The organism is uncultured Dokdonia sp. (genome assembly GCF_947496725.1).
Taxonomy (GTDB): domain Bacteria; phylum Bacteroidota; class Bacteroidia; order Flavobacteriales; family Flavobacteriaceae; genus Dokdonia.
In genome coordinates this window covers 31,617-53,549 of the sequence record NZ_CANMDS010000005.1, presented here as the reverse complement: position 1 = coordinate 53,549, position 21,933 = coordinate 31,617, and the positions used below count along the sequence as shown (strand labels likewise).

The 21,933-nt window shown below is 37.0% G+C and carries 21 protein-coding genes and 1 tRNA gene; 11 read left to right on the top strand and 11 right to left on the bottom strand.

Translation table 11 applies throughout. From position 1 onward, the window contains the following. Positions 1-10: 10 nt before the first annotated feature. The 5 genes from Q0948_RS11530 to Q0948_RS11510 all read left to right on the top strand — a co-directional run bounded on the left by Q0948_RS11530 (position 11) and on the right by Q0948_RS11510 (position 4,606). Complete coding sequence (locus Q0948_RS11530) at positions 11-712, top strand: FadR/GntR family transcriptional regulator (protein ID WP_298352700.1); 702 nt, start codon at positions 11-13, stop codon at positions 710-712. A 136-nt stretch (positions 713-848) separates the two neighbouring features. Further along, entirely contained in the window at positions 849-2,120 is a 1,272-nt protein-coding gene (locus Q0948_RS11525; protein WP_298352697.1) for an MFS transporter, read from the top strand. 14 nt (positions 2,121-2,134) lie between these two features. After that, on the top strand, positions 2,135-2,899 hold the full coding sequence (locus Q0948_RS11520; RefSeq protein ID WP_298352694.1) for an SDR family NAD(P)-dependent oxidoreductase: 765 nt from the start codon (positions 2,135-2,137) through the stop codon (positions 2,897-2,899). Positions 2,900-2,906: 7 nt separating this feature from the next. Continuing rightward, positions 2,907-3,929 carry a sugar kinase gene (locus Q0948_RS11515; protein ID WP_298352691.1) on the top strand — a complete coding sequence of 341 codons (1,023 nt, stop codon included), beginning with the start codon at positions 2,907-2,909 and terminating at the stop codon, positions 3,927-3,929. A 2-nt stretch (positions 3,930-3,931) separates the two neighbouring features. Beyond that, positions 3,932-4,606: a bifunctional 4-hydroxy-2-oxoglutarate aldolase/2-dehydro-3-deoxy-phosphogluconate aldolase gene (locus tag Q0948_RS11510; RefSeq protein ID WP_298352688.1), complete on the top strand. Its 675-nt coding sequence runs from the start codon at positions 3,932-3,934 to the stop codon at positions 4,604-4,606. A gap of 288 nt (positions 4,607-4,894) precedes the next feature. Here Q0948_RS11510 and Q0948_RS11505 read toward each other — a convergent pair whose 3' ends face one another. The 10 genes from Q0948_RS11505 to nfsB are packed head-to-tail and all read right to left on the bottom strand — an operon-like array spanning position 4,895 to position 13,658. Then, positions 4,895-5,029 (bottom strand): hypothetical protein, encoded by a 135-nt coding sequence (locus Q0948_RS11505; RefSeq protein ID WP_298352685.1) that lies wholly within the window; start codon positions 5,027-5,029, stop codon positions 4,895-4,897. A gap of 40 nt (positions 5,030-5,069) precedes the next feature. Then, a complete protein-coding gene (locus Q0948_RS11500; protein ID WP_298352682.1) occupies positions 5,070-6,560 on the bottom strand; it encodes an aldehyde dehydrogenase family protein in 1,491 nt (496 codons plus the stop codon). A gap of 25 nt (positions 6,561-6,585) precedes the next feature. After that, positions 6,586-7,524 (bottom strand): NADP-dependent oxidoreductase, encoded by a 939-nt coding sequence (locus tag Q0948_RS11495; RefSeq protein WP_298352679.1) that lies wholly within the window; start codon positions 7,522-7,524, stop codon positions 6,586-6,588. Between the two features lie 18 nt (positions 7,525-7,542). Beyond that, the gene (locus tag Q0948_RS11490) at positions 7,543-8,061 is read right to left on the bottom strand and encodes an ester cyclase (protein ID WP_298352676.1); all 519 of its coding nucleotides are present in this window, start codon (positions 8,059-8,061) and stop codon (positions 7,543-7,545) included. A gap of 16 nt (positions 8,062-8,077) precedes the next feature. After that, positions 8,078-9,649 carry a carboxymuconolactone decarboxylase family protein gene (locus Q0948_RS11485; RefSeq protein ID WP_298352673.1) on the bottom strand — a complete coding sequence of 524 codons (1,572 nt, stop codon included), beginning with the start codon at positions 9,647-9,649 and terminating at the stop codon, positions 8,078-8,080. Positions 9,650-9,656: 7 nt separating this feature from the next. Further along, on the bottom strand, positions 9,657-10,514 hold the full coding sequence (gene budA, locus Q0948_RS11480; RefSeq protein WP_298352670.1) for an acetolactate decarboxylase: 858 nt from the start codon (positions 10,512-10,514) through the stop codon (positions 9,657-9,659). A 32-nt stretch (positions 10,515-10,546) separates the two neighbouring features. Further along, a complete protein-coding gene (locus Q0948_RS11475) occupies positions 10,547-11,170 on the bottom strand; it encodes an antibiotic biosynthesis monooxygenase (RefSeq protein ID WP_298352667.1) in 624 nt (207 codons plus the stop codon). A 29-nt stretch (positions 11,171-11,199) separates the two neighbouring features. Then, positions 11,200-12,048, bottom strand: a complete 849-nt coding sequence (locus Q0948_RS11470) for a hypothetical protein (RefSeq protein WP_298352664.1) — start codon at positions 12,046-12,048, stop codon at positions 11,200-11,202. 3 nt (positions 12,049-12,051) lie between these two features. Further along, a complete protein-coding gene (locus Q0948_RS11465) occupies positions 12,052-12,981 on the bottom strand; it encodes an alpha/beta fold hydrolase (RefSeq protein ID WP_298352661.1) in 930 nt (309 codons plus the stop codon). Between the two features lie 23 nt (positions 12,982-13,004). Beyond that, positions 13,005-13,658 carry an oxygen-insensitive NAD(P)H nitroreductase gene (nfsB, locus tag Q0948_RS11460; RefSeq protein ID WP_298352658.1) on the bottom strand — a complete coding sequence of 218 codons (654 nt, stop codon included), beginning with the start codon at positions 13,656-13,658 and terminating at the stop codon, positions 13,005-13,007. 225 nt (positions 13,659-13,883) lie between these two features. Here nfsB and Q0948_RS11455 point away from each other — a divergent pair, with 225 nt between their 5' ends. Beyond that, entirely contained in the window at positions 13,884-14,267 is a 384-nt protein-coding gene (locus tag Q0948_RS11455) for a helix-turn-helix domain-containing protein (protein WP_298352655.1), read from the top strand. Positions 14,268-14,546: 279 nt separating this feature from the next. On the opposite strand, the gene Q0948_RS11450 is transcribed toward Q0948_RS11455, so the two are convergent. Continuing rightward, positions 14,547-14,628: transfer RNA gene (locus tag Q0948_RS11450), tRNA-Leu, on the bottom strand. 131 nt (positions 14,629-14,759) lie between these two features. Between Q0948_RS11450 and Q0948_RS11445 the strand changes: the two genes are divergently transcribed. From Q0948_RS11445 to Q0948_RS11425, 5 genes are all read left to right on the top strand, one after another. Beyond that, a complete protein-coding gene (locus tag Q0948_RS11445) occupies positions 14,760-16,148 on the top strand; it encodes a dipeptidase (RefSeq protein ID WP_298352653.1) in 1,389 nt (462 codons plus the stop codon). A 265-nt stretch (positions 16,149-16,413) separates the two neighbouring features. Beyond that, a complete protein-coding gene (locus Q0948_RS11440; RefSeq protein WP_035326836.1) occupies positions 16,414-16,785 on the top strand; it encodes a BlaI/MecI/CopY family transcriptional regulator in 372 nt (123 codons plus the stop codon). After that, positions 16,782-19,163, top strand: a complete 2,382-nt coding sequence (locus tag Q0948_RS11435) for a M56 family metallopeptidase (RefSeq protein WP_298352648.1) — start codon at positions 16,782-16,784, stop codon at positions 19,161-19,163. The genes Q0948_RS11440 and Q0948_RS11435 overlap by 4 nt, the downstream gene beginning before the upstream one ends. A gap of 137 nt (positions 19,164-19,300) precedes the next feature. Next, complete coding sequence (locus Q0948_RS11430; RefSeq protein ID WP_298352644.1) at positions 19,301-20,572, top strand: mechanosensitive ion channel domain-containing protein; 1,272 nt, start codon at positions 19,301-19,303, stop codon at positions 20,570-20,572. 214 nt (positions 20,573-20,786) lie between these two features. Continuing rightward, positions 20,787-21,890, top strand: a complete 1,104-nt coding sequence (locus Q0948_RS11425; protein ID WP_298352642.1) for a DUF4407 domain-containing protein — start codon at positions 20,787-20,789, stop codon at positions 21,888-21,890. Positions 21,891-21,933 lie beyond the last annotated feature (43 nt).

The following is a 21,933-nucleotide window of genomic DNA, read 5'->3' as shown; positions in this document are numbered from 1 at the left end:
ATAATTAATTATGAATCTAGACATACGTACAAAATCTGAAAATGCCGATGTTGAGATGTCTATAATTGCTCAAATTCAAGAATTGATCAATTATAAAAATCTTGAGCCTGGAGATAAACTTCCTTCAGAGCGTATGCTTTCAGAAAAGTTTGAAGTGTCTCGCGGTAACGTGAGAAGCGCTATTCAAAAACTTGAATTTTATGGTTTACTTAAATCCATTCCTCAAAGCGGTACGTTTGTAGCAAATATAGGTGTGATTGCAATGAATGGAATTATAGATGATATCTTAAGTCTAGAGACTCCACACTTTAAATCACTAGTAGAAACTAGAATTTTATTAGAACTCAAAACCGCTCGTCTAGCAGCAATGCGCCGCACAGATGATGATCTTAAAGCAATGCGATCTGCACTTGATGCATATACCGAGAAAGTGCTTAATGGAGAAGATGCAGTGCAAGAAGATTTACTCTTCCACCTAGCTATTGCAAAAGCTTCTAGAAACAGTACGATGAACACTTTTATGTTAATGATTACACCAGAGATTATCACAAATTTTGAAAAATACCACGTTTGTGATAGCACAATGGCACAAACCAGTATAGGAGAACACGAGCGCATATATGAAGCTATACGTGATCAAAAAACAAAGGTTGCAAAACAAATGATGAAAGAGCACTTTAAAGCACTATATCAATACTGTTACGATCTATAGTTTATGAGTATATACGCTTTCGAGAAAGCGTAAAAACAATCAAAAAATATTACAAATTTAGAATAGCTATTAAAAAATAGCCAGGGCGTTTACTTTCTTATATGAAATAATAAAGAGCCAAAAAAATATAAAAACTATGAAACTTAAAGGACTAAGATGGTGGATTATAGCGCTCATATGCCTTGCAACCATTATCAACTATATTGATCGTTCTGCCTTTGGAATTATGTGGCCAGAGATGGGTAAAGATCTCGGTATGGATGATTACGATTATGCCTTAATGCTCAACATTTTTATGGTAACCTATGCTGCCGGAAAGTTTCTGTCTGGTAAACTTATGGACATTATAGGTACACGGTTAGGATTTGCATTTTCTATTATACTATGGTCACTTGCCTCTGTTTTTCACGCATTTTCAAAAGGACTGGTTTCATTAGGTATTTTTAGAGGTTTATTAGGTCTGGGAGAAGCAGGAAACTGGCCTGGAGCGGTAAAAAGTAATGGAGAGTGGTTTCCGGTAAACCAGAGAGCACTTGCACAAGGAATTTTTAATGCTGGGGCATCTGTAGGAAGTATTATTGCTCCTGCACTTATTGCTGTTTTATATGGGAATTATGGATGGAGAAGTACGTATATCATCATTGGTGCATTAGGTATCTTATGGGTAATACCTTGGTTTATTATCAATAAAGCCGCTCCAAAACATCACTCGTGGATTACAGATGAGGAAAAAGCCCTCATTATGGAAGGTAGAGCTATTGTAGATGAAAATGCTACAAAGGAAAAAGGTCTTTCTCTTCTGCAAATTTTAAGTTATAAAGAATCTTGGGGTGTTCTTGCTGCGCGATTCTTTATAGAGCCTATCTGGTGGTTATTTGTAGGCTGGATGCCATTATACCTTAACAGTCAGTTTGGTTTTAGTGTAGAAGAAATAGGGTCTACAATGTGGATTTCATACGTAGGAGGTATGATAGGAAGTCTTGCTGGTGGATGGTACAGCGGTAAGTTAATGGCAAAACATTCGGTTGACTTTTCGCGTAAGCGTACGATACTAATAGGGGCTACACTTATATTTTTAGGTCTTTTAGGTATCATTTTCTTAGTAGATGATAATAACCCTATGACGTTTATTTATATAACGGGCGTAGTACTTTTTGGATTTCAGTTTGCTATCGGAAACATCCAGACATTATCTACAGATTTATTTAGAGGGCCTTCTGTGGGAACGCTTGCAGGCCTCGCAGGAACTGTGGGAGCAATATCTGTTATTATTATGAACTGGTTCATACCTATGATAGCTTCTACATCATATACACCTGCATTTATTGTAATTGCAATACTAGCGCCTATGGTTGTGATATCAATCTTTGGGCTAATCAGAAATATAAAAATTGTTGAAAATAACTAATTAATTAAAAAACTATGAGTAAAAATAAAGGTAAAGTGGCTATCGTAACTGGTGCCACAGGAGGAATAGGATTTGCTGTTGCAAAGAGACTGGGAGAAGAAGGATATACGGTTATCATAAACGGTATTCAAGATGAAGATGGTGCGCAACGACTAGAGGAGCTTAAAGCTGCTGGAGTAACTGCAGAGTACTACGGTTTTGACGTAACTAAAGAAGAAGAGGTTACAGCAAACATCAAAAAAATAGGTGAAAAATACGGTAAGATAGATGTGCTTGTAAACAATGCAGGTGGTCTAGGTGGTAGATCACGTTTTGAAGAAATGACAACTGATTTTTACAGATTTGTAATGGCTCTTAACCTTGACAGTGTATTTTTTGCTTCTAGAGCGGCGATCCCATTCTTAAAGAAAGGTGACCACCCTACTATTATTAACTATACGTCTAACGCAGGATGGAATGCCGGAGGACCAGGTGCTGGCATCTATGGTACATCTAAGGCTGGAGTGCATACTATTACAAGAGCACTTGCAAAAGATCTAGCTGAGTATGGTATACGTGTAAACGCAGTATCACCAGGTACGATAGATACACCTTTCCACAAGCAAATTAAAGAGACAAAACCAGAAGTGTTTGCTTCGTGGGCAAATAATATTATGCTAGGTAGATTAGGACAACCAGAAGATGTTGCAGGTGTTGTATCATTTTTAGCAAGTGCAGATGCAGCCTTCTTAACTGCCGAAACTATTCAAGTAGGTGGTGGTCAAGCATTAGGTATATAACTAGCATATGAGCAAAGTAGTCACCTTTGGAGAAATAATGTTGCGCCTCTCTACAGAGCGCTTCTTGAGATTCTCACAAGCCAAAACCTTTGGAGCTACCTACGGTGGTGGTGAGTTTAATGTAGCAGTATCACTTAACAACTTAGGTGTTCCTGCAGAGTTTGTAACACGTCTTCCTCACAATGAGATAGGCGATACTGCGCTGCAAGAAATAAAAAAACTAGGTGTAGGTGATACACATATACACAGAGGTGGAGATCGATTAGGTATTTACTTTTTAGAAACAGGAGCCGGAACAAGAGCCAGCAACGTCGTTTACGACCGTGCTGGCAGTTCTATGGCTACCGTTACAAAGGGAGCTTTTGACTGGGAGACCATTTTTAAAGGAGCATCTTGGTTTCACTGGAGTGGTATCACTCCAGCCATATCTGAGCAAGCTGCTCTAGAATGTCTCGAAGCAGTTAAAATGGCAAAAAAGATGGGACTCACCATTTCTACAGATCTAAATTACAGATCTAAATTATGGAAATGGGGAAAAGAACCTCACGAGGTAATGCCAGAGCTACTCAAGTATAGCAACCTTATACTAGGCGACATAGACACTGCATATTTTATGCTGGGAGAACCTAAAGTACAGCCCAATTATCACGACGAAAAGTCGTTACCTGTGCTGTATGATAAACTCTTTAAAATGTGTCCAGACCTAAAGCAAGTTGCGACCACACTGCGCTACTCTGTAAGCGCCTCTCACCAGCGCATAGGAGGAATACTATATGACGGTGATCAAATTTATAAAGCACACGTGCAAGAGGTAACTCCCGTGGTAGATCGTGTAGGTAGTGGAGACGCCTTTATGGGTGGTCTTGCATATGGCCTTATAGACAAACCTATGGATAAACAACGCGCAATAGATATTGCCGTGGCTTCTTGTTGCCTTAAACATACTATTTACGGCGATTATAACCTCGTATCTTTACAAGACATAGAGCGATTTATGGATGGAGATCAAACAGGTAAAGTTTCAAGATAATTATGGCAATATTTACAAGAATAGAAGTAGCTCAAGCAATGAAAGACACAGGCATCGTGCCTTTGTTTTATAACGAGTCTATTGAGGTGGGTAAAAACATTCTCAGAGCCTGCCATAGTGCAGGTGCTCGCGTTATAGAGTTTACAAGTAGAGGTGATAATGCCCACAAAGTGTTTGATGCGTTGTGCGCTTTCGCGAAAGCGGAATTACCAGAGCTCATACTAGGTGTAGGTAGTATTACAGATGGTGCTGCAGCATCGCTTTATATGCAACTAGGCGCAAACTTTATTGTAACACCAGTGTTACGAGAAGATATCGCCTTAGTGTGTAACAGAAGAAAAGTACTCTGGTCACCAGGCTGTGGGTCTCTTACAGAAATTGCTCGTGCAGAAGAGTTAGGTTGTGAGGTAGTAAAACTTTTTCCTGGAGGGATATATGGAGCTCAGTTTGTAAAAGCTATAAAGGGCCCGTGTCCTTGGACCTCTATAATGCCTACAGGTGGAGTATCTCCTACTCAAGAGAGTCTGGAAGAATGGTTTAACGCAGGTGTTACTTGCGTAGGTATGGGATCAAAACTTATCGCTCCAGATGCGACAACAGGTGTTTGGGATTATAAAGCTATTGAACAAAAAACCAAAAAAGCGCTAGACATTGTAGCTTCAATTAAAAAAGTATAATAAGATTTTACAACACTCACAATATTTGAATTAGTTTGCTTACTACAAAAATGAGTGTATAATAAAGAGTATCGGGGGATGCTCTTTATTTTTTTTGCCTTTTAATGAAGGTTAGAAGAATTCTAAGGCGCTAACATCAGCATTATAAAGTCTTACGCACAAAGACTTCCTAAAGCATAAAAAAAGCCGACTAATTAAAGTCTGCTTTTCTACTTGCGATCTTAGATTATAGTCATCTACATTCCATATATGGAAGTTTATCACTTCTACTCTATTCAAGACACCATCTTAATTTATAAAATGTTTTGACACCTTATCTACCGCAATCAAGAGAAAATTAATAGATACTAATTCTCCACTAGATAGTTGGAAAGACATTGCTTCCAACTCATTAAGTACATTTTTCACCCGTGAGAGTGACATAATTATATTTGTTTATCATTCAATTTTAAACAATAAAATTCTACTGAAAATCAGCTGCTTTAAAAGGATATTTTCTTGGTGTTTTCTGAATGGTAATCCAATGTGCTACGGTAAACGATTTTACACCCCATTGTCCATTAAAACGACCTAGCCCTGAGTTTTTAACTCCACCGAATGGTGCATAGGCACTATCATTAACTGGTTGGTCATTAATATGTGTCATACCAGCTTCAATACCTTGTGCAAATGCCATTCCTTTTGCTTCGTCTTGTGTAAATACAGAACTAGATAAACCGTAGTCTGTAGCATTTGCTAATCGTAGCGCATCTTCTGTATCTTTTGCTCTAGCAATAGACACTGCTGGTCCAAAAATTTCATTTTGAAATAATGGGCAATTTTCGTCTACATCTACAAAAATGTGTGGCGGCATATGTAAACCTTCAGCTTCTCCACCTAATGCCATTTTGTAACCTTGTTCTTTTGCATCGTCTATTAAGCCTTTAACAGTATCAAACTGATTTTGATCAATAATAGGACCTACAAACGTATCCGGATCATTCATATCCAATCGTTTTAAGGTCTTAACTTTTGCTATAAACTTCTCTGTAAATTCGTCATAGACTTTATCTTCAACGATAATTCTGTTGATAGCCATACAGATTTGACCTTGGTTCATAAATTTACCCCAAGCAGCAGCTTCAACCGCTTGATCTATATCTGCATCTTCTAGCACTACAAACGGACTGTTACCACCTAATTCTAACTCAATATTTTTAATGATATCTGCTTCCAGAGCATTTTTACCAACTTGACGACCCACTGGTGTTGAGCCTGTAAACGAAATTAATTTTGAAATAGGATGCTTTGTAATCGCAGTACCAATAGTACTTCCTCCACCTGGTAAAACGCTTAATAACCCTTTCGGGAAACCTGCCTCTTCTAAAAAAGATGCGAATATTAAACCACCTGTTACTATAGACGTTGATGCCGGTTTTAATACCACAGCGTTACCTACTGCCAATGCTGGACCTAAAGTACGCGCAGTTAATTGACCCGGAAAATTCCAAGGAGAAATTAAACCAATAACACCTAATGGTTTTCTAACAGCCATAGATTCTTTGCCATCAATATCTTGTGGTAATATTTTACCTTCTACTTGTAATGGTAAATGCACAGCACTTTCAAAAACGCTAGCTACTAATTCTGCTTCAAAATACCCTTTTGCTAAGGTTGCTCCTACTTCTTTTCTTGCCCATTCTGCAAACTCTTGCTTTCGGTTTCTAACTACTTCGGCTAGTTTTAGCATCATTCTACTCTTTTCAGGAGGTAGTACCGCTGCCCATTTTTTCTGCGCAACTGCTGCTTGTTCAAAAGCTTCATTTACATCATCTGTAGTAGCTCCATTTAAAGAGAATAATTCCTCTTGGTTCCAAGGGTTAATATCCTTGATGGCTGGTCCTTTTCCGTCTTTCCATTCGCCACCAACAAATATTTTTCTCGTATAATTTGGTAATTTATCTTGTGTTTTCATTTTCATTGTGTTTTAATAGTTAATACTAAAGTGTCACGATTACTTTACCCACTGTTCTTCCTTTTTCTACTTCGGTATGAGCAGCAGCCATATCTTCAAAAGCAAACGTCTTGTAAATGTTTGGTTTAATGCTACCGTTTTCTAACATTACTTTTAAGGTGTTCATATCTTCAGCACTAGAGTGTACTAAAATGTCTGAAACGGTTTTGTTCTCCTTTTTGGCTGATGCTTTTAAGTCATCTAAGTCCATACCTACTGTTGTATAAGCTGTACCACCGCTTTTTAAAACTTTTATGGAATTTTCTAATACTTTACCACCTTGCGTATCTAACACGAAGTCGATATCAGATAAAATTTCTTCAAACTTTTCAGTATGATAATCTATTGCGTTATCTGCTCCAATAGAGGTAACAAATGCACCGTTTTTTGCCGAGGCAGTAGTATTCACAAAAGCTCCCATTGCTTTTGCTATTTGAATCGCAAAATGCCCAACACCACCAGAACCTGCTTGTATTAGTATTTTATCACCTTTATCAATCCTTCCTTTTAAGATTTGCAATGCAGTTAAAGCAGCTAAGGTGGTAGCCGCAGCTTCTTCAAAAGAGACGTTGTCTGGCATTATAGCTAAATGTGCTTCTGGTGCAGCAACAAATTCCGCGTAAGCGTTACCTACACCAGGAAAATTCACCATACCAAAGACATTGTCGCCTATTTTAAAATTGGTAACATCAGTACCAACTTCTGTTACGGTTCCTGCTATATCCCAGCCTAAAATAACAGGTCGTTTTTCACCGTACATCATATTCAGCATCTTATCTTGATACTTTGGTTTTACATCTGCCGGGTTTAATGAAATAGCCTTTACCGCTACTAATACTTCGTTATTTTTTATGCCTGGTTTTGCTACTTCTGCTAAGTGAAGGTTTTCTGGTCCTCCTGCTTTTTCTAATACTATTGCTTTCATATTGTGCGTTTTTTTTGATTAAAATAATGGATTATCGTTGGCAGATTTGTCACCCGCATTAAAAGTATTGAAGGCATCCCAATGCTCAGATATTTTACCATCTGTAACTCTAAACACGTCCATTGTAGATGTTCTGTCCCCGTCTTTTTCGGTAATTACTTGCACAAAAACAAGGTCTTTTTCAGCAATTACAAGGTTAAAATTTAGCTTATACTTCGGAGTATCTTTAAACCAAATCGGAAGCATTTTTTGCAATGCCTCTCTACCATCGGCAACATTGGGATTGTGCTGTACATAGACCGGACCTACATATTTATCCATATTTTGATAATTCTGATTACCGAAAAGGTCTTGATAAAAATCTGTTACCAATTTTTTATTTGCTTCTAAGGTTGCTTTCTCCTCTTTTTGAGTAGATATTTGAGTCTCAAGACGTGAGATATTTTCATTTAGCTTTTTTGACTCAGCTGAGTTGTCTGTACAAGAGGCTAATAAAAATGTGCCTAAAACTATTATTGATAATTGTATTTTTTTCATAATATTTATTTTTAAATTATTTTTTATTGTAGACAACGGTCATTCCCTTGCCTTGCTTAAGTGTTAAGCGCATTTTGGTATCTGTAACTTCAATTACAAGTTCATCATACCCTAAATCCATATTTCCGATTTTGCTGGTTCTGGTGAAGAAATTATTTTTCCAATCCCAAGTACCTGTCAATACTTTACCTCCAAAAACTCCAAATATTTGTCCGTCGTGCGTAGCAACAGATTGTCCGTCTTTGTCACCATAAAAATTGTCGGCAGCTATCTTTAAGTATTCTTCTTTTGTGTTTATTCTTTTCCAATTTTCATCTACAGGTATAGCTTTACTAATAGTTGATGGAAGTGTGTAAGATGCTATCGAATTACTAAATAGAACCGGAGTAAATAAAACATTGTTTTCTATAGTAATATCTGCTAAACCTTTCGGGAAGTTTCCAATTAATTGTCGCGTATTCTCATTTATAAAAAACAAGTCACTAACCGTACCTCCTGTTACTAAAAAACCATCATTAACAGCAGTTAAACCGTCTAAAGCTCCTAATTGACAACTACTTTTAAACCGTGTTATCGTTTTATCTTTTAGGTTAACTTTATATAGACTGCCAAACTTATCTGGTGAAATTTCTAAAGTCAATTCTTCACCAAAATTTGCAATAACTAAGTCTTCATTTTGAATATAAAGTCCATTTGGATGCTTAATTTCTGGGGATTGAAACCAAACTTCTAATTTGTTATTTTCTAATGTGAAAATTTTACCACTTGCTATATCAGAGATAAAAACCTGTCCGTTTTTAGAAACCACTACATCATTTAATGACACAACATCTGGAGAAGTAATGCTATTTACGACTTTACCATTTTTAACATTGATAATATGTAGCTCCTTACCATCACCAACGTATAATTTGTCTTGATATAATGCCAAGCCTGCTGGCGAATTTAAACCAGTTACCCATTTATAATTATCAACTTTTCCGTCCTTTGAAATTCTACTTATATACCCTTTGTTATTTTGATTTACGTTAGAAACATACAACCAATTCTCTGTTGGCGATGCCACAATAGACTCAGGCATAGAAAAACCTTCTAATTCCCAGTTTTTAACTAATTGCTGTGTTGTATTTATGTGATTAGATGCAGTATAGTTTGTTTCTTCTAAAACTTCCTTTAAAGTAAATATGCCATTATTTGCAGCTGGAAAGCCCGTATACAAGCTTAACAAAATCATAGTTTCTGAAATCTCATTTGGCGTAGCACCTAAATTTAAGGCAGCCTTTATATGTGATTTTAACTGCGATTTTGCATTAGCTTGTGTAGTAAGACTAGCAATTATTAATAATTCTTTGGTTTTAAAATCTATCCCTTTTCTATTATAAATTTCTCCAAAACCATAGCGAATAATATAATCTGCCATATCTGGAGAGACACTTTTAAAAGCTGTTTCCAAACCTTTTGAAGCTCCTTCGCCATTAACCTCATTAACAATTTTTACGCCTGTTTTATAGTTGTCCTCTTTTGTGTTTTGCGCAATACCTGCAAAAGAGAAAGACAATGCTAAAACTAAAATGATGTACTTTTTCATAATCTTCTTATTTTCCGTTTTGTTTCGCCGTAGCTTTTGGAGCTGCGCCTTGTTTTAACGTTTTGTTTCTGAATTTTTCAGTTTGAGGAAGCTGCAAATTGACTTGGTTTATTTCTTGAATTTCTACTTTAAGTTTATCAAACTTGATATCTTCTAAATGTCCTCCCAGTGTTATGTCTTCAGACAAAAAGTGAAAGTGCATTCCCGGTATCACTACGTTTCCAATATAATCTGGCGTAAATAAGCCTACTAAAGTTCCTTTGATATTTTCTCTAGTATACATTACTCTTGTATCTAAATATTCAAATAGAGAAACATCTTCATTTTCTACTTTATGTGCCGATGCCATTTTTAGATATCCAAACTCTCCTTTAATTCTGTAGGCATAAAAACTATTTTTAGAAGTGGAGTATTTTTGAAGTTCTTTGTTTAGTTCTTCGTAAGAGACAATGTTTTCAACGGTTACCGTTTTTTTAGGTTGAAAATTTATCATCGTCATATTAGGTGATTCTAAATCTTCTGGCGCCTCTTTAATTCCGCCTTCCGCATCAATAGTATATACCACACCATCTACAGCAACCAACTCACCTGCTAGGTGATTTACGGTACCAATACCAATATTACCTTGCTGTACCATTTGTTCTGGCGTAAAATCACCTTCATATATACTATTTAACAATGCAACCGTTGGCGCATATTGATGAATGGTATTTTCTGTATGTGGTGCTAATCCGTTTTCATCCACATTGTGTGGATGCGGATGTTCGTGATCCTGCGTTTCTGTAGTTGAGACTGCTTCTTTTTTGTCCTGATTTCCGCAGCTTGCTAAAATCGCCAAGGAAACTAATAGAATTACTTTTTTCATAAGAGTGCTTTTTAGTTGATTATTAATTTCTCTTAAATTTCTTTAACGAAATTCATATACTGCTTTAAATCACCTATGACAGCTTCTTCCATTAGTTTGCCTGTTTTTACTGCATAAGGTTGATTAAAGTGAATGTCCCAAACATCAGATTCTTTTCTCCAATGTTCATAAACTGCTAGGGTACCCTTTTGATCATCTACTGTGTATAAATCAAAAAGGATGTTGCCTTCTTCCTCTTTTCTTGTGTGGGTAATGTGATCTTCAAACTGTTGGAGAAGTGCTTCTCTAAATTCAGTTTTTAGTTTAAAAATGAAGAAAATAATAAATACTTCATCTTCAGGATTTGCAGATTTAGAATGGTCTGGAAGCGGATTTGTATCGCCTAAAAAGTAGAAATCAGGAGCCGACTGTAAGGCGGTCTGTCCTACTTCCATTAACTTCTTGGTATGTGGCTCGTTATCGTGAGCTGTAATAGCAGCTTTGTCTGCCCAACGTTCGTAAACAAAAAACACATTATCTTCTGCTTTAGATACAAATACTTTAATCTCTTTATTACCAGCTTCTTTTTGTGTTGCCCCTTGTGCTTCTTTAAGCGTTACTGCAAAGGTGTCTTTGTGTTCTGGTTTTGCAGTAAATTTTACTATTGTACTTTTCATAATAATGCTCTTTATAATTGAAGCACCTTTTATTTTAATGGAGTAAGTGGTACTTTTTGAATGATTGTAACTTCTTTTATTTTTGCAAATCTGTCATTTGGATTATCCTTTACAATCCAATGGTGTGAAGTAGTTGCGGTTAATTTTTGGCCCTCTTTTGATATCCCTTTCCAAACAAAATCTACATTCACTTCATATTCCTTTTCTGAAATTACTTTTACAGTAAAGTTCTCTGGAAAATGACTGCTTTCCTTCAATTGCTTTGGCGTTCCGTTTAACCATTGTTCTAATTGCTCTATGGTAACAATAGGTTCGCTATTTGTTGAAAAATTAAGTTTAAAACCATCTGCTAATACCTCTTTAAAAGGCGCAACATTACCATCTAACTGTTCCATATTTAATAGCCAGTAATGCATAAGAGATAACATTCGGTTTTCTGGATATGCATCCTCAAATGTTGGATCTTTAATCTCGCCAATAGGCTTAATATTGATTTCTGTAAACACAGGTAAAAGCGCACCAGGAACCTCTTTTAGAAACGTACTATAATGCAAAGGATAACTATCATTAGAACCGTCTGACTTTAAATTTTGATATATAATATCAGCTTCTAAATTAATGACACCGTTCTCTAATTTATTAACTTCTATATTTTGAATATGATGCGCATTTTCCCATCCTTTATAAACTTTTAATCTTTCAGGATAATTTTCTTTGCCTTGCATTTCTCCAGCTGCAGATTTCATTTTTATATCATCTGCTAAAATTTCTAACTGATTTTCTAGTCGCTGTTTATTTTCAAAATCACGTTCATAAAAAAGATACCAACGATGATATTGTACGATAGCTGCGTGAACAATTTTTGTGTTTGTTTCCATAATTTATTTAGTGTTAGAAATGAATTTTTTAATATCATTAGCTACTTCCTCTGGAATTTCTAATTGTGGAGAGTGCGATGCGTTTTCAAGAACTACTAACTTCGCATTGGGTATATGATCTCTGTAGTACTCTGCCACATTAAACTTTACCACTTCATCGTGTCTACCTTGCAAGACTAATGTGGGGACTTTTATAGATTGTACATCATCTTTTAGATTGAAATATTTTCCGTTTTTAATTGCAGGAATTAAAGAACCATCAACAAAATCTTTACTGTTGTTAACCGTTTCAATCATATAATCTGCTATTGGACCTGGTAGTTCCGGCACTTTGTAAAACACACGTGAAAGCACCGCATTCAGCTCTTCTTCATTCTCAATTTCTTTACCAAAACCACCATACACAACGTGGTCATCTATATTAATACCCGCAGCATCTAGTAAAATTAGGTTGTTAAGGTCATTGGGATATTTAATAGCAAATGCTGCAGCGGTATGTCCGCCCATTGAGTTACCAACAAGGTTAAATTGATTTACGCCCAATTTCTCTAAAAAAAATTTTAAAAAAGTTGCTTGTCCATCTATGGAATAATCAAGTCCTTCTTTTTTTTCATTTTCACCGTGACCCGCTAAATCGGGTAGAATTAAATGATAATCTTCTGATAAAAATTTAGCCGTTTGTAAAAAACTACTTTTATCATCTCCCATACCGTGAACAAGAACAAAGTCTGGCTTATCATCTTCCCCTTCACTTTCATAAAAATGAACAGTGTAGCCATTTATTTCAACCGTCTTTTTCTCAAGACTGGCAGCACGAGCGTAACTTGCATTGGTTTGGTCTACAAGAATTTTTGGAAAGAAGAAGTATATGACTGCTACAGCAATCACTAATACTCCAATAATTCCTCCAATTATTTTTAAAAGCTTATTCATAATTTCTAGAGTTTTAAATTTGATTATAACTGCGTAATAACTGTTTCTTCAGGAAATCTAGATTTCGGTAATTTTGCATTAAAGTCACTGTCTTTTCTATAACCTAAAGACACAACTGCAAGAGCGGTGAAGCCTTTTTCGCGTAAGCTAAATTCTTCGTCTAAGGCTTTTACATCTACACCTTCCATTGGGCAAGCATCTATACCTAAGGCAGCTGCACCTAATAAAAGTGCGCCCATATTTAAATACACTTGCTTTTCCATCCAGTGTGGTAAATCTTTAAGGTCGTAGCGGTGAATATTTGCAAATAGCATACGACTACCGTGCATTTGATCTTTAAACTCTTGTTCTGCAAAGCGTCCATCTTGGTCTTCTTGCTCCAAAATGCTATTCATATAATCCTCATTTGCATCTGTGCGAGCTGCGATAACAATTACGTGAGATGCGTCTAAAACTTTCGGCGTGTTGAATTTGAAAAATCCTTGTGTGCCTTTTGCAATTCGCTCTTTACCTTCTTGGGTATCTGCAATTAAAAAATGCCAAGGTTGTAGGTTTACACTAGAAGGACTTAAACGCAGTACATCTTTTATTTGTTGAAAATCTGCATCTGATATTTTCTTAGTTGCATCAAATTCTTTTGCAGAGTAACGCTTGTTTAATATTTCTGTTAGATTCATTTTATGATTTATTTAACTTATTGATTATTAATACTATCAAAATTATAGTACAAATGTATGCGTGAAGTTGATACGCGTCAATAACGGTCAAGAAGTATAGTATCTAAAATTAGTTGCAAAATACTGTATATCAGAAACTTAAATATAATAATAATTACTATAAAAAGTATAGTTGCACACTATTTTAAAGTGCACTATCTTTGCACCTTTTAAAATGTTATGAAAATGGACAGAAAAGAACTGTTTGAAAAGAAGCCAAAAATTAAAATCAACGATAAAGTATCTTACTGCCCAACGAGTGCAGCAATGGAATTGATAGGTGGTAAATGGAAGAGTGTTATACTAACACACTTAATAGGCGGTAAAAAACGCTACAACGAGTTGCGTAAAGAAATTCCTGGTATTACTGAGCGTACGTTGAGCTTACAGTTGAAACAATTAGAAGCAGATGGTATGGTAAACAGAAAAGTGTTTACAAAAAAACCACCTTTAAAAGTAGAATACACTCTTACGGAGTTTGGACAAACATTGGTTCCAATTCTGAACCTAATTGTTGATTGGGGATTACACGCAGCAGAAACAAAAGGGGAATTTTTGTTTGAGGGATAGAGAGATTATTTAAAAAAAAAACTTCCTTTACTTTACAACACTCAAAATATTTGAATTAGTTTGCTTACTACAAAAATGAGTGTATAATAAAGAGTGTCGGGGGATGCTCTTTATTTTTTTGCCTTTTAATAAAGGGTAGGAGAATTTTAAAGCGCTAATAGCAATACTACAAAGTCTTTCCTCTAAGGCATCAAAAAAAGCCTTAGAAAGGCCTTTAATGAGTCCAGAAAATTTATCGCATAAAAAAAGCCGACTAATTAAAGTCAGCTTTTCTCGTTGTACAGGCGGAGAGACTCGAACTCTCACACCGTAAGGCACTAGATCCTAAGTCTAGCGTGTCTACCAATTCCACCACGCCTGCATTTCAATAAATCGTTACTCGTTTACTTCGTAACGGGGTGCAAATATAATACATTTTTTCAATTGCAAAATATTTTTTTAATAAAAATTGCAATTCGTTATTCGTATTTTTACTTCAAATATGAGATTATAATGCAAGATCCAAAAGAATATATAGCACAACACAAAGACAGATTTCTTAACGAGCTTATAGAACTCCTTAAAATACCGAGTGTTAGCGCAGACTCTGCCTATGCAGAAGCCACACATCAAACTGCCGCAACCGTTGCCGAAAGCTTACGTAAAGCTGGTTGCGATACCGTAGAAATTTGTGAGACACCAGGCTACCCAATTGTGTATGCAGATAAGATTATAGATAAAAACTTACCTACGGTACTTGTGTACGGTCACTATGACGTACAACCACCAGATCCTATTGATCTATGGGACTCACCACCGTTTGAACCTGTGATTAAAAAAACAGACAAGCATCCAGAGGGTGCCATCTTTGCACGTGGCGCTTGTGATGACAAGGGGCAAATGTATATGCACGTAAAAGCGCTTGAGTATATGGTTGCAAATGATAAGCTTCCTTGCAACGTAAAGTTTATGATAGAGGGTGAAGAAGAAGTAGGAAGCGCAAACCTTGCTTGGTATGTAGAGCGTAACCAAGAAAAACTAGAAAATGACGTCATCCTTATTTCAGACACGGGGATGATTGCAAATGATATTCCTTCTATTACAACAGGCCTACGTGGCTTGAGTTATGTAGAAGTAGAAGTTACAGGACCTAACCGTGACCTTCACTCTGGTCTTTATGGTGGTGCCGTAGCAAACCCTATTAATGTCTTATCAAAAATGATTGCTTCACTACACGATGAGAATAATCACATCACGGTTAAGGGCTTTTATGACAAGGTCGAAGAACTCACACAGGCAGAGCGCGATAAAATGGGTGAAGCACCCTTCTCACTAGATGAGTATAAAAAAGCACTAGACATAGAAGCTGTGTATGGCGAAAAAGGTTACACTACAAACGAGCGCAACTCTATACGCCCTACCCTAGACGTAAACGGTATCTGGGGAGGATATACTGGAGAAGGAGCCAAAACAGTGATTGCAAGCAAGGCATATGCAAAAATATCAATGCGACTAGTCCCACACCAAGAGTGGGAAGAAATCACAGAACTATTTAAAACGCATTTTGAGGGTATTGCTCCAGCAGGAGTAAAAGTTAAAGTAACACCTCATCACGGAGGTCAAGGTTATGTTACTCCTATAGACAATGTGGCTTATCAAGCTGCCGAAAAGGCATATGAGCAAACTTTTGGAAAAACACCTATCCCGCAACGTAGTGGAGGTAGTATTCCTATTGTGGCGCTTTTTGAGAAAGAGCTTAAAAGTAAAACAATCCTTATGGGCTTTGGTCTCGACAGTGATGCAATACACTCACCAAACGAACATTTTGGCGTATGGAATTACTTAAAAGGAATTGAAACCATCCCTTATTTCTATCAGTATTTTACTGAGATGAGTAAGTAGCACTAAATCTTAAATAATAAAAAAGCGCTTTGGTAATCTAGTAATTACTAAAGCGCTTTTTTTATATCAATATTTTTCAAAAAACGAAGCCAGACAATAGACAGAAGCCTATCCCCTACTAATATGAACGAGGGTAATTACGCTTTCGCGAAAGCGCAAAAAGACACACTTACAGACACTTATCTTAAAATACTTTAACTCTACACTTGTAGAATTAAAATAATATTCTACATTTGTAGAGTAAATTCTAATACTGTAGAAAATTATGGCACTATCCACTTCTGAAGAACAGCTTATGCAATTGCTCTGGAAACAGGAAAAGGCATTTATGAAAGATCTCATAGAAGCATATCCAGACCCAAAGCCAGCGACTACGACAATCGCAACGCTACTTAAGCGTATGCAAGACAAGAAGTTTGTAGATTATAAACAGTACGGCCGTTCTAGGGAATACTTCCCGCTTGTAAAGAAGACAGACTACTTCTCAAAACACGTAAATGGGCTGATTAAAAATTTCTTTAATGATAGCGCTGGGCAGTTTGCTTCATTCTTTACCCGTGAGACAGATCTCTCACAGCAAGAACTAGAGGAGTTAAAACAAATCATAGATAACCAACTTAAAGCCAAAAAGAAATGATACTCATCTATCTCCTAAAAAGCGCTTTATGTTTAGGCATCCTATTTGGCTTTTATAAGCTAGCGCTAGAAGGAAAAGCGATGCACCACTTTAAAAGGTTTTATCTCCTGGCAAGTCTTGTGTTTTCATTTACCATACCGCTTATCACCTTTACATACCAAGCAGGAGAAGCTCCACAGATTACTCCCATATTTCAAGAATATGTAGAGACAGTTTCTGCGCCAAGCCAAGTGCCTCAGGTTACCGAAGTAGATTACACAAACACCGTTATCTGGGGAATATACCTTCTAGGAGTATTCATTTTTGGAACACGTTTTATTGTAAATCTTGTGCGCTTAAAGCGAAAGATACATCAGGCAGAGCTGCACCCATCATCACACTTTACGCTTGCCCTATTAGAGCAAGTGATGGTACCACACTCTTTCCTCAAGTGGATTTTTGTAAACAGACAATCATACACACAACAAGAAATAGCACCAGAAGTACTTGCTCACGAGGCAACTCACGTGCGCCAAAAGCACTCTCTAGATATTATTGCCATCGAGTTTATACAGGTCATTTTCTGGTTTAATCCGCTGGTGTGGCTCTTTAAAAGTTCTATAAAATTAAACCACGAATTTCTAGCAGATCAAGGTGCTATAGCAGATAAAAGTAATATTGCTATATATCAAAACATACTCTTAAGTTATGCAAGCGGTACTCATCACACTGCGCTCGAGAGTCCTTTTAATTATTCATTAACCAAAAAACGAATCGTTATGTTATCACAATCATTTAGTCGCAAAAAAGTAGTGCTGCGCGCATTACTACTCATTCCTATCATAGGTTTGTGTGTTCTCTTTTTTAATCAAGCTATTGTTGCTCAATCGGGACCAAATGCTGTATCTGGTATTATGTCATACGAGAATAGTGCAACAAACACTCTAGAGCTAGAACTAGACACCGAAGGTAATTTCTATTACAAACTAAAACCTATCTCTTTAAAAGGCATCGAGAACCTTATTAAGGAAACGGTTTACGACTACTTAACTATTCAAGGTAGACCAGGAATATCTAGCACGTTAGCAAGAGAAAAACAATTTCTTGTAGCAGAGTTATGGAATTTTAGTAGAGTAACTTTTTGCACCTCAAATTTAGTTGATGATCAAAATGCAATTTTTGATCCTGAGGCAAATGCACTTGTAAGAGCAAATTTTGTAAAATCAAAAAAACCAAACTATGAAGACCTTGTTAAGTGGCAAAACACTTCGTTGTTTGCCATATTTTTAGACAACGAGGAAATTTCAAATAAAACAATTTTAGATTATCATCCAGATGATCTCCCTTACTACGCTATTGGCGATCGCACAAATGGCAGATACAGAGTAGATGTATGGACTAGTCCGTACTGGCAAAGTCAAAAACACCTAACTACCAAGGCACCTCAAACCTCAACCTACGCCACAAAATTTGTAGAAGGTGCAGCACGTAATGGTAAAAACGCACTAGTTATAGAGGTACGAAATGATAGTATCTATATAAATGGACAATATAGTCCGCTTGACAGCTTTCGCGAAAGCGTAGATAACATCACCGCACAGTGGACAAAAGAGGAGTTTGCAGCGCCTGTGAGGTCTATGATTTTTAAGGGCAACTCAAAAGAGTTTATAAATAAAGCCGAAGCTGTTTTTAGAAAAACGCAATTGTATAAGGCAAATAACAGTTTACGCCTTATTCCGCCAGCGCCTCCTGCTCCACCAGCACCTAGAGGAGAGCTTCCTCCACCGCCACCGCCGCCATCTCCAGAAGAACATTTACTTAAAATGCACAAACTGGGTAGCCTTTTTATCTATAATGGCAAAGAAGTAACCTATGAAGAAGCTGTACGCCTTGCAAAAGGTGGTGTAACAGAAATTAAAACACCGTATCCTTACAGCAACCCGCCCAAAACTTTCATAGGAAGTACAGAGCCAATTAAACCTAAGGTAAGTAAAAAAGTAGGCGCTACCCTCTCAAATAAAAAAGGGCAGGGCAACGTTTTTAAAGATCCTAATACGTACCAGACTATTCATCAAGAAGTGATAGATCCAGCTAGCAGCCTATCGCAAGAGTCGTACCCTAAGAAGGTTGGTTTTACAGTGAGTACAATAGACGAGGTGTCAGAAAAAATACGATCTACAGAGGCAACAGACAAAGCAGTCGCTTCTTTTTTAGAAGAAAACAATATTGATAGTAAGGATGTTACTCATACAAGTGTTATTTATGAAAAACCAATAAAACCAACTCTTAAAAATTATAGCCTAGGCAGTCAATCTGTGGGATTAGGACTTATTAAATATGAAGACAAGTTTAAGGTTACAAAAACTGTTTATAATGTAAAGAACACTAAAGAAAATTAGCTTAAAGAACCACCTACCCAAAACTTATAGAATAGCGCTACGAAGGTGTGCCTAGTCATACAGGTTTTAAAATCACATTCTCTTAAAACAAAGCCAATAGCAAAGCCATTAATACAGATATATGTAGCTTTGCGGCAATGGATTATAAAAAGGAAATAAGCTGTTTTTTCTTTGATCATTTTATTGATTGGGGACTATCAGAAACCTTCTCTAAGTATCTCAATGCCTTTGTACTAGGTATTATTGTGCTAGTTTTGGTTTTTCTGGCAGATATGCTCGTGCGTAAAGTACTGCGCAACCTCGCTGCATATATTTCAAAAAGTTCAAAAACAAATTTTGATGATCTCCTCATCAAAAACCGTGTGCCTAGAAGACTAGCACACATACTCCCATTATACTTACTTATAGGAGCGCTTCCATTTGTACTAGACGATTTTCTTGAAATTGAGCACGTCTTTAGTGTAATACTCAATCTTATAGGAGTCATTCTTGCGCTACGTATTATAAGAGCACTTTTACACACCCTTAGAGATTACTTTAAAACGGTACCAGGTTTACGTGATAAACCTATAGATAGCTACATACAGGTCTTTATGATTTTTGCGTGGGTGTTTACTATATTCTATGCAATAAGTCTTCTCACACCTGTATCACTAGGGCAAGCCTTGGGAACTTTTGGTGCCGCCTCAGCCATTATATTACTCATTTTTAAAGACACTATTCTTGGGTTTGTAGCAAGCATTCAAGTTGCTATTAATGATATGGTGCGCATAGGCGACTGGATCACTTTTGAAAAGTATGGCGCAGATGGTGATGTGGTAGAGATTAACCTCGCAACAGTAAAGGTTCAAAACTTTGATATGACCATCACAACTATACCTACCTACGCGCTTATCTCAGACTCTTTTAAGAACTGGCGTGGTATGACAGACAGTCCTGGTCGTCGTATAAAACGTTCTTTATATATAAAACAAGACAGCATAAAGTTTCTTACAGACGAGGATATACAACGCTTTAAGAGGATAGGACTCATCACAGATTACCTCACAAATATGGAGGAAAAACTGGCTCGCATTAACGAGCGAGATGATTCTGATAAGTCTATCCAGATTAATGGTAGCAACCTGACTAACGTAGGTCTTTTTAGAAAATATATGGAGACCTATATTCAAAACCACAGCGCCATACACAAAGAGATGCTTCTTATGTGTCGCCAGCTGGCTCCTACTGCGCAAGGTATCCCACTAGAGGTGTATTGCTTCAGCAAGGACAAAAAGTGGGAAAACTACGAGTACATAATGGCAGATCTTTTTGACCATTTTTTGGCCGCCGTACCTTACTTTGATCTTGAACTCTTTGAGTACCCTAGTAGCCCTAATCGTGATAACTTTATAGACGTTTCTCAATAGATTTTTTACGCTTTCGCGAAAGCGTAACACACACAACTGCAACAATCTCATATTTTATGAGTCTCTTAAAGCAAGAGACTCACCTACGCCTGCATCTTGTTATGTAATACATACGAAAAAGCAGGAAACCGTCGTTGTAGTACTCCACGCCCTCATCAATCAGCCGGTTGCATAACAACCACCCACTCAAAAAACTAACTAAACGAACCGTATTATGATTCAATCCTTTTTTATTCTCTGCTCTGGTGCAGATCGTGACGTTTTAGACACCTGCTCTCGCGGAGAGAAGAATAAATATGCTGGCATAGGTGCTACCGTATTTTTTACAGCCATATTAGCCACCATCGCAGCAACCTATGCGCTTTTTACCGTTTTTGATAATGTGTATAGAGCCATACTTTTTGGTTTATTATGGGGACTGGTTATTTTTAATCTAGACCGTTTTATTGTTTCTACACTTAAAAAGCGAAATAACTGGTGGAAAGAATTTGGAATGGCAATACCGCGTCTTATTCTTGCGGTAATTATTGCTGTGGTGATTTCAAAACCCTTAGAGCTTAAAATATTTGAGAAAGAGATAGACCGCGTGATGCTCAGTCAAAAAAATGAGTTTACCGTGCAAAATCAAGGCGAGATACTCGCACAATACACCCCAGAAATCAATAAACTGGATGCCCAAATAGCTGCCGCAAAACAAGAAATCGCTACCAAAGAGACAGAAGTAAATAACTTATATGAAATCTACATAGATGAGGCAGAAGGTACTGCTGGCACAGAGCTACTAGGTAAAGGCCCCGTATATCAAGAAAAACGTGATAAACACGACGCTGCGCTTGCTGAGCTCACTACTCTCAAAGCCACAAATGCAGAAAAAATAGCACAAGCCGAAGCGCAAAAAATACAACTGCGCGACGAGTTCAACACTGCTGTAAGCACGAGTCAGCCTATTATAAATAACTTTGACGGATTAATGGCGCGCATAGATGCGATGAAAGAACTCCCGTGGCTACCGTCGCTGTTTATTTTCTTACTCTTTCTTGCGATAGAGACGGCACCTATATTTTCTAAGCTTATCTCGCCTATGGGTGAGTATGATATAAAACTTGCAGACCACGAGCTCACCATAAAAGAATGGAGTGCACAAAAAGCCCTACAACGCAAGATCCTTACCGAGACAGATCATATTGTAAATGATCGCGTGTACACAGACATCGCTCAAGATGAAGAGCTATACAACTACAAGAAAAAGATGGCAAAAGAGATTTTAAAACGACAGCAAGATGCCTTTTACAGACGGCAGACTAAAATTTTAGGATAGTCACATTTAGTCCTATGTGCTATAATGTATCTTTATAGGAAAT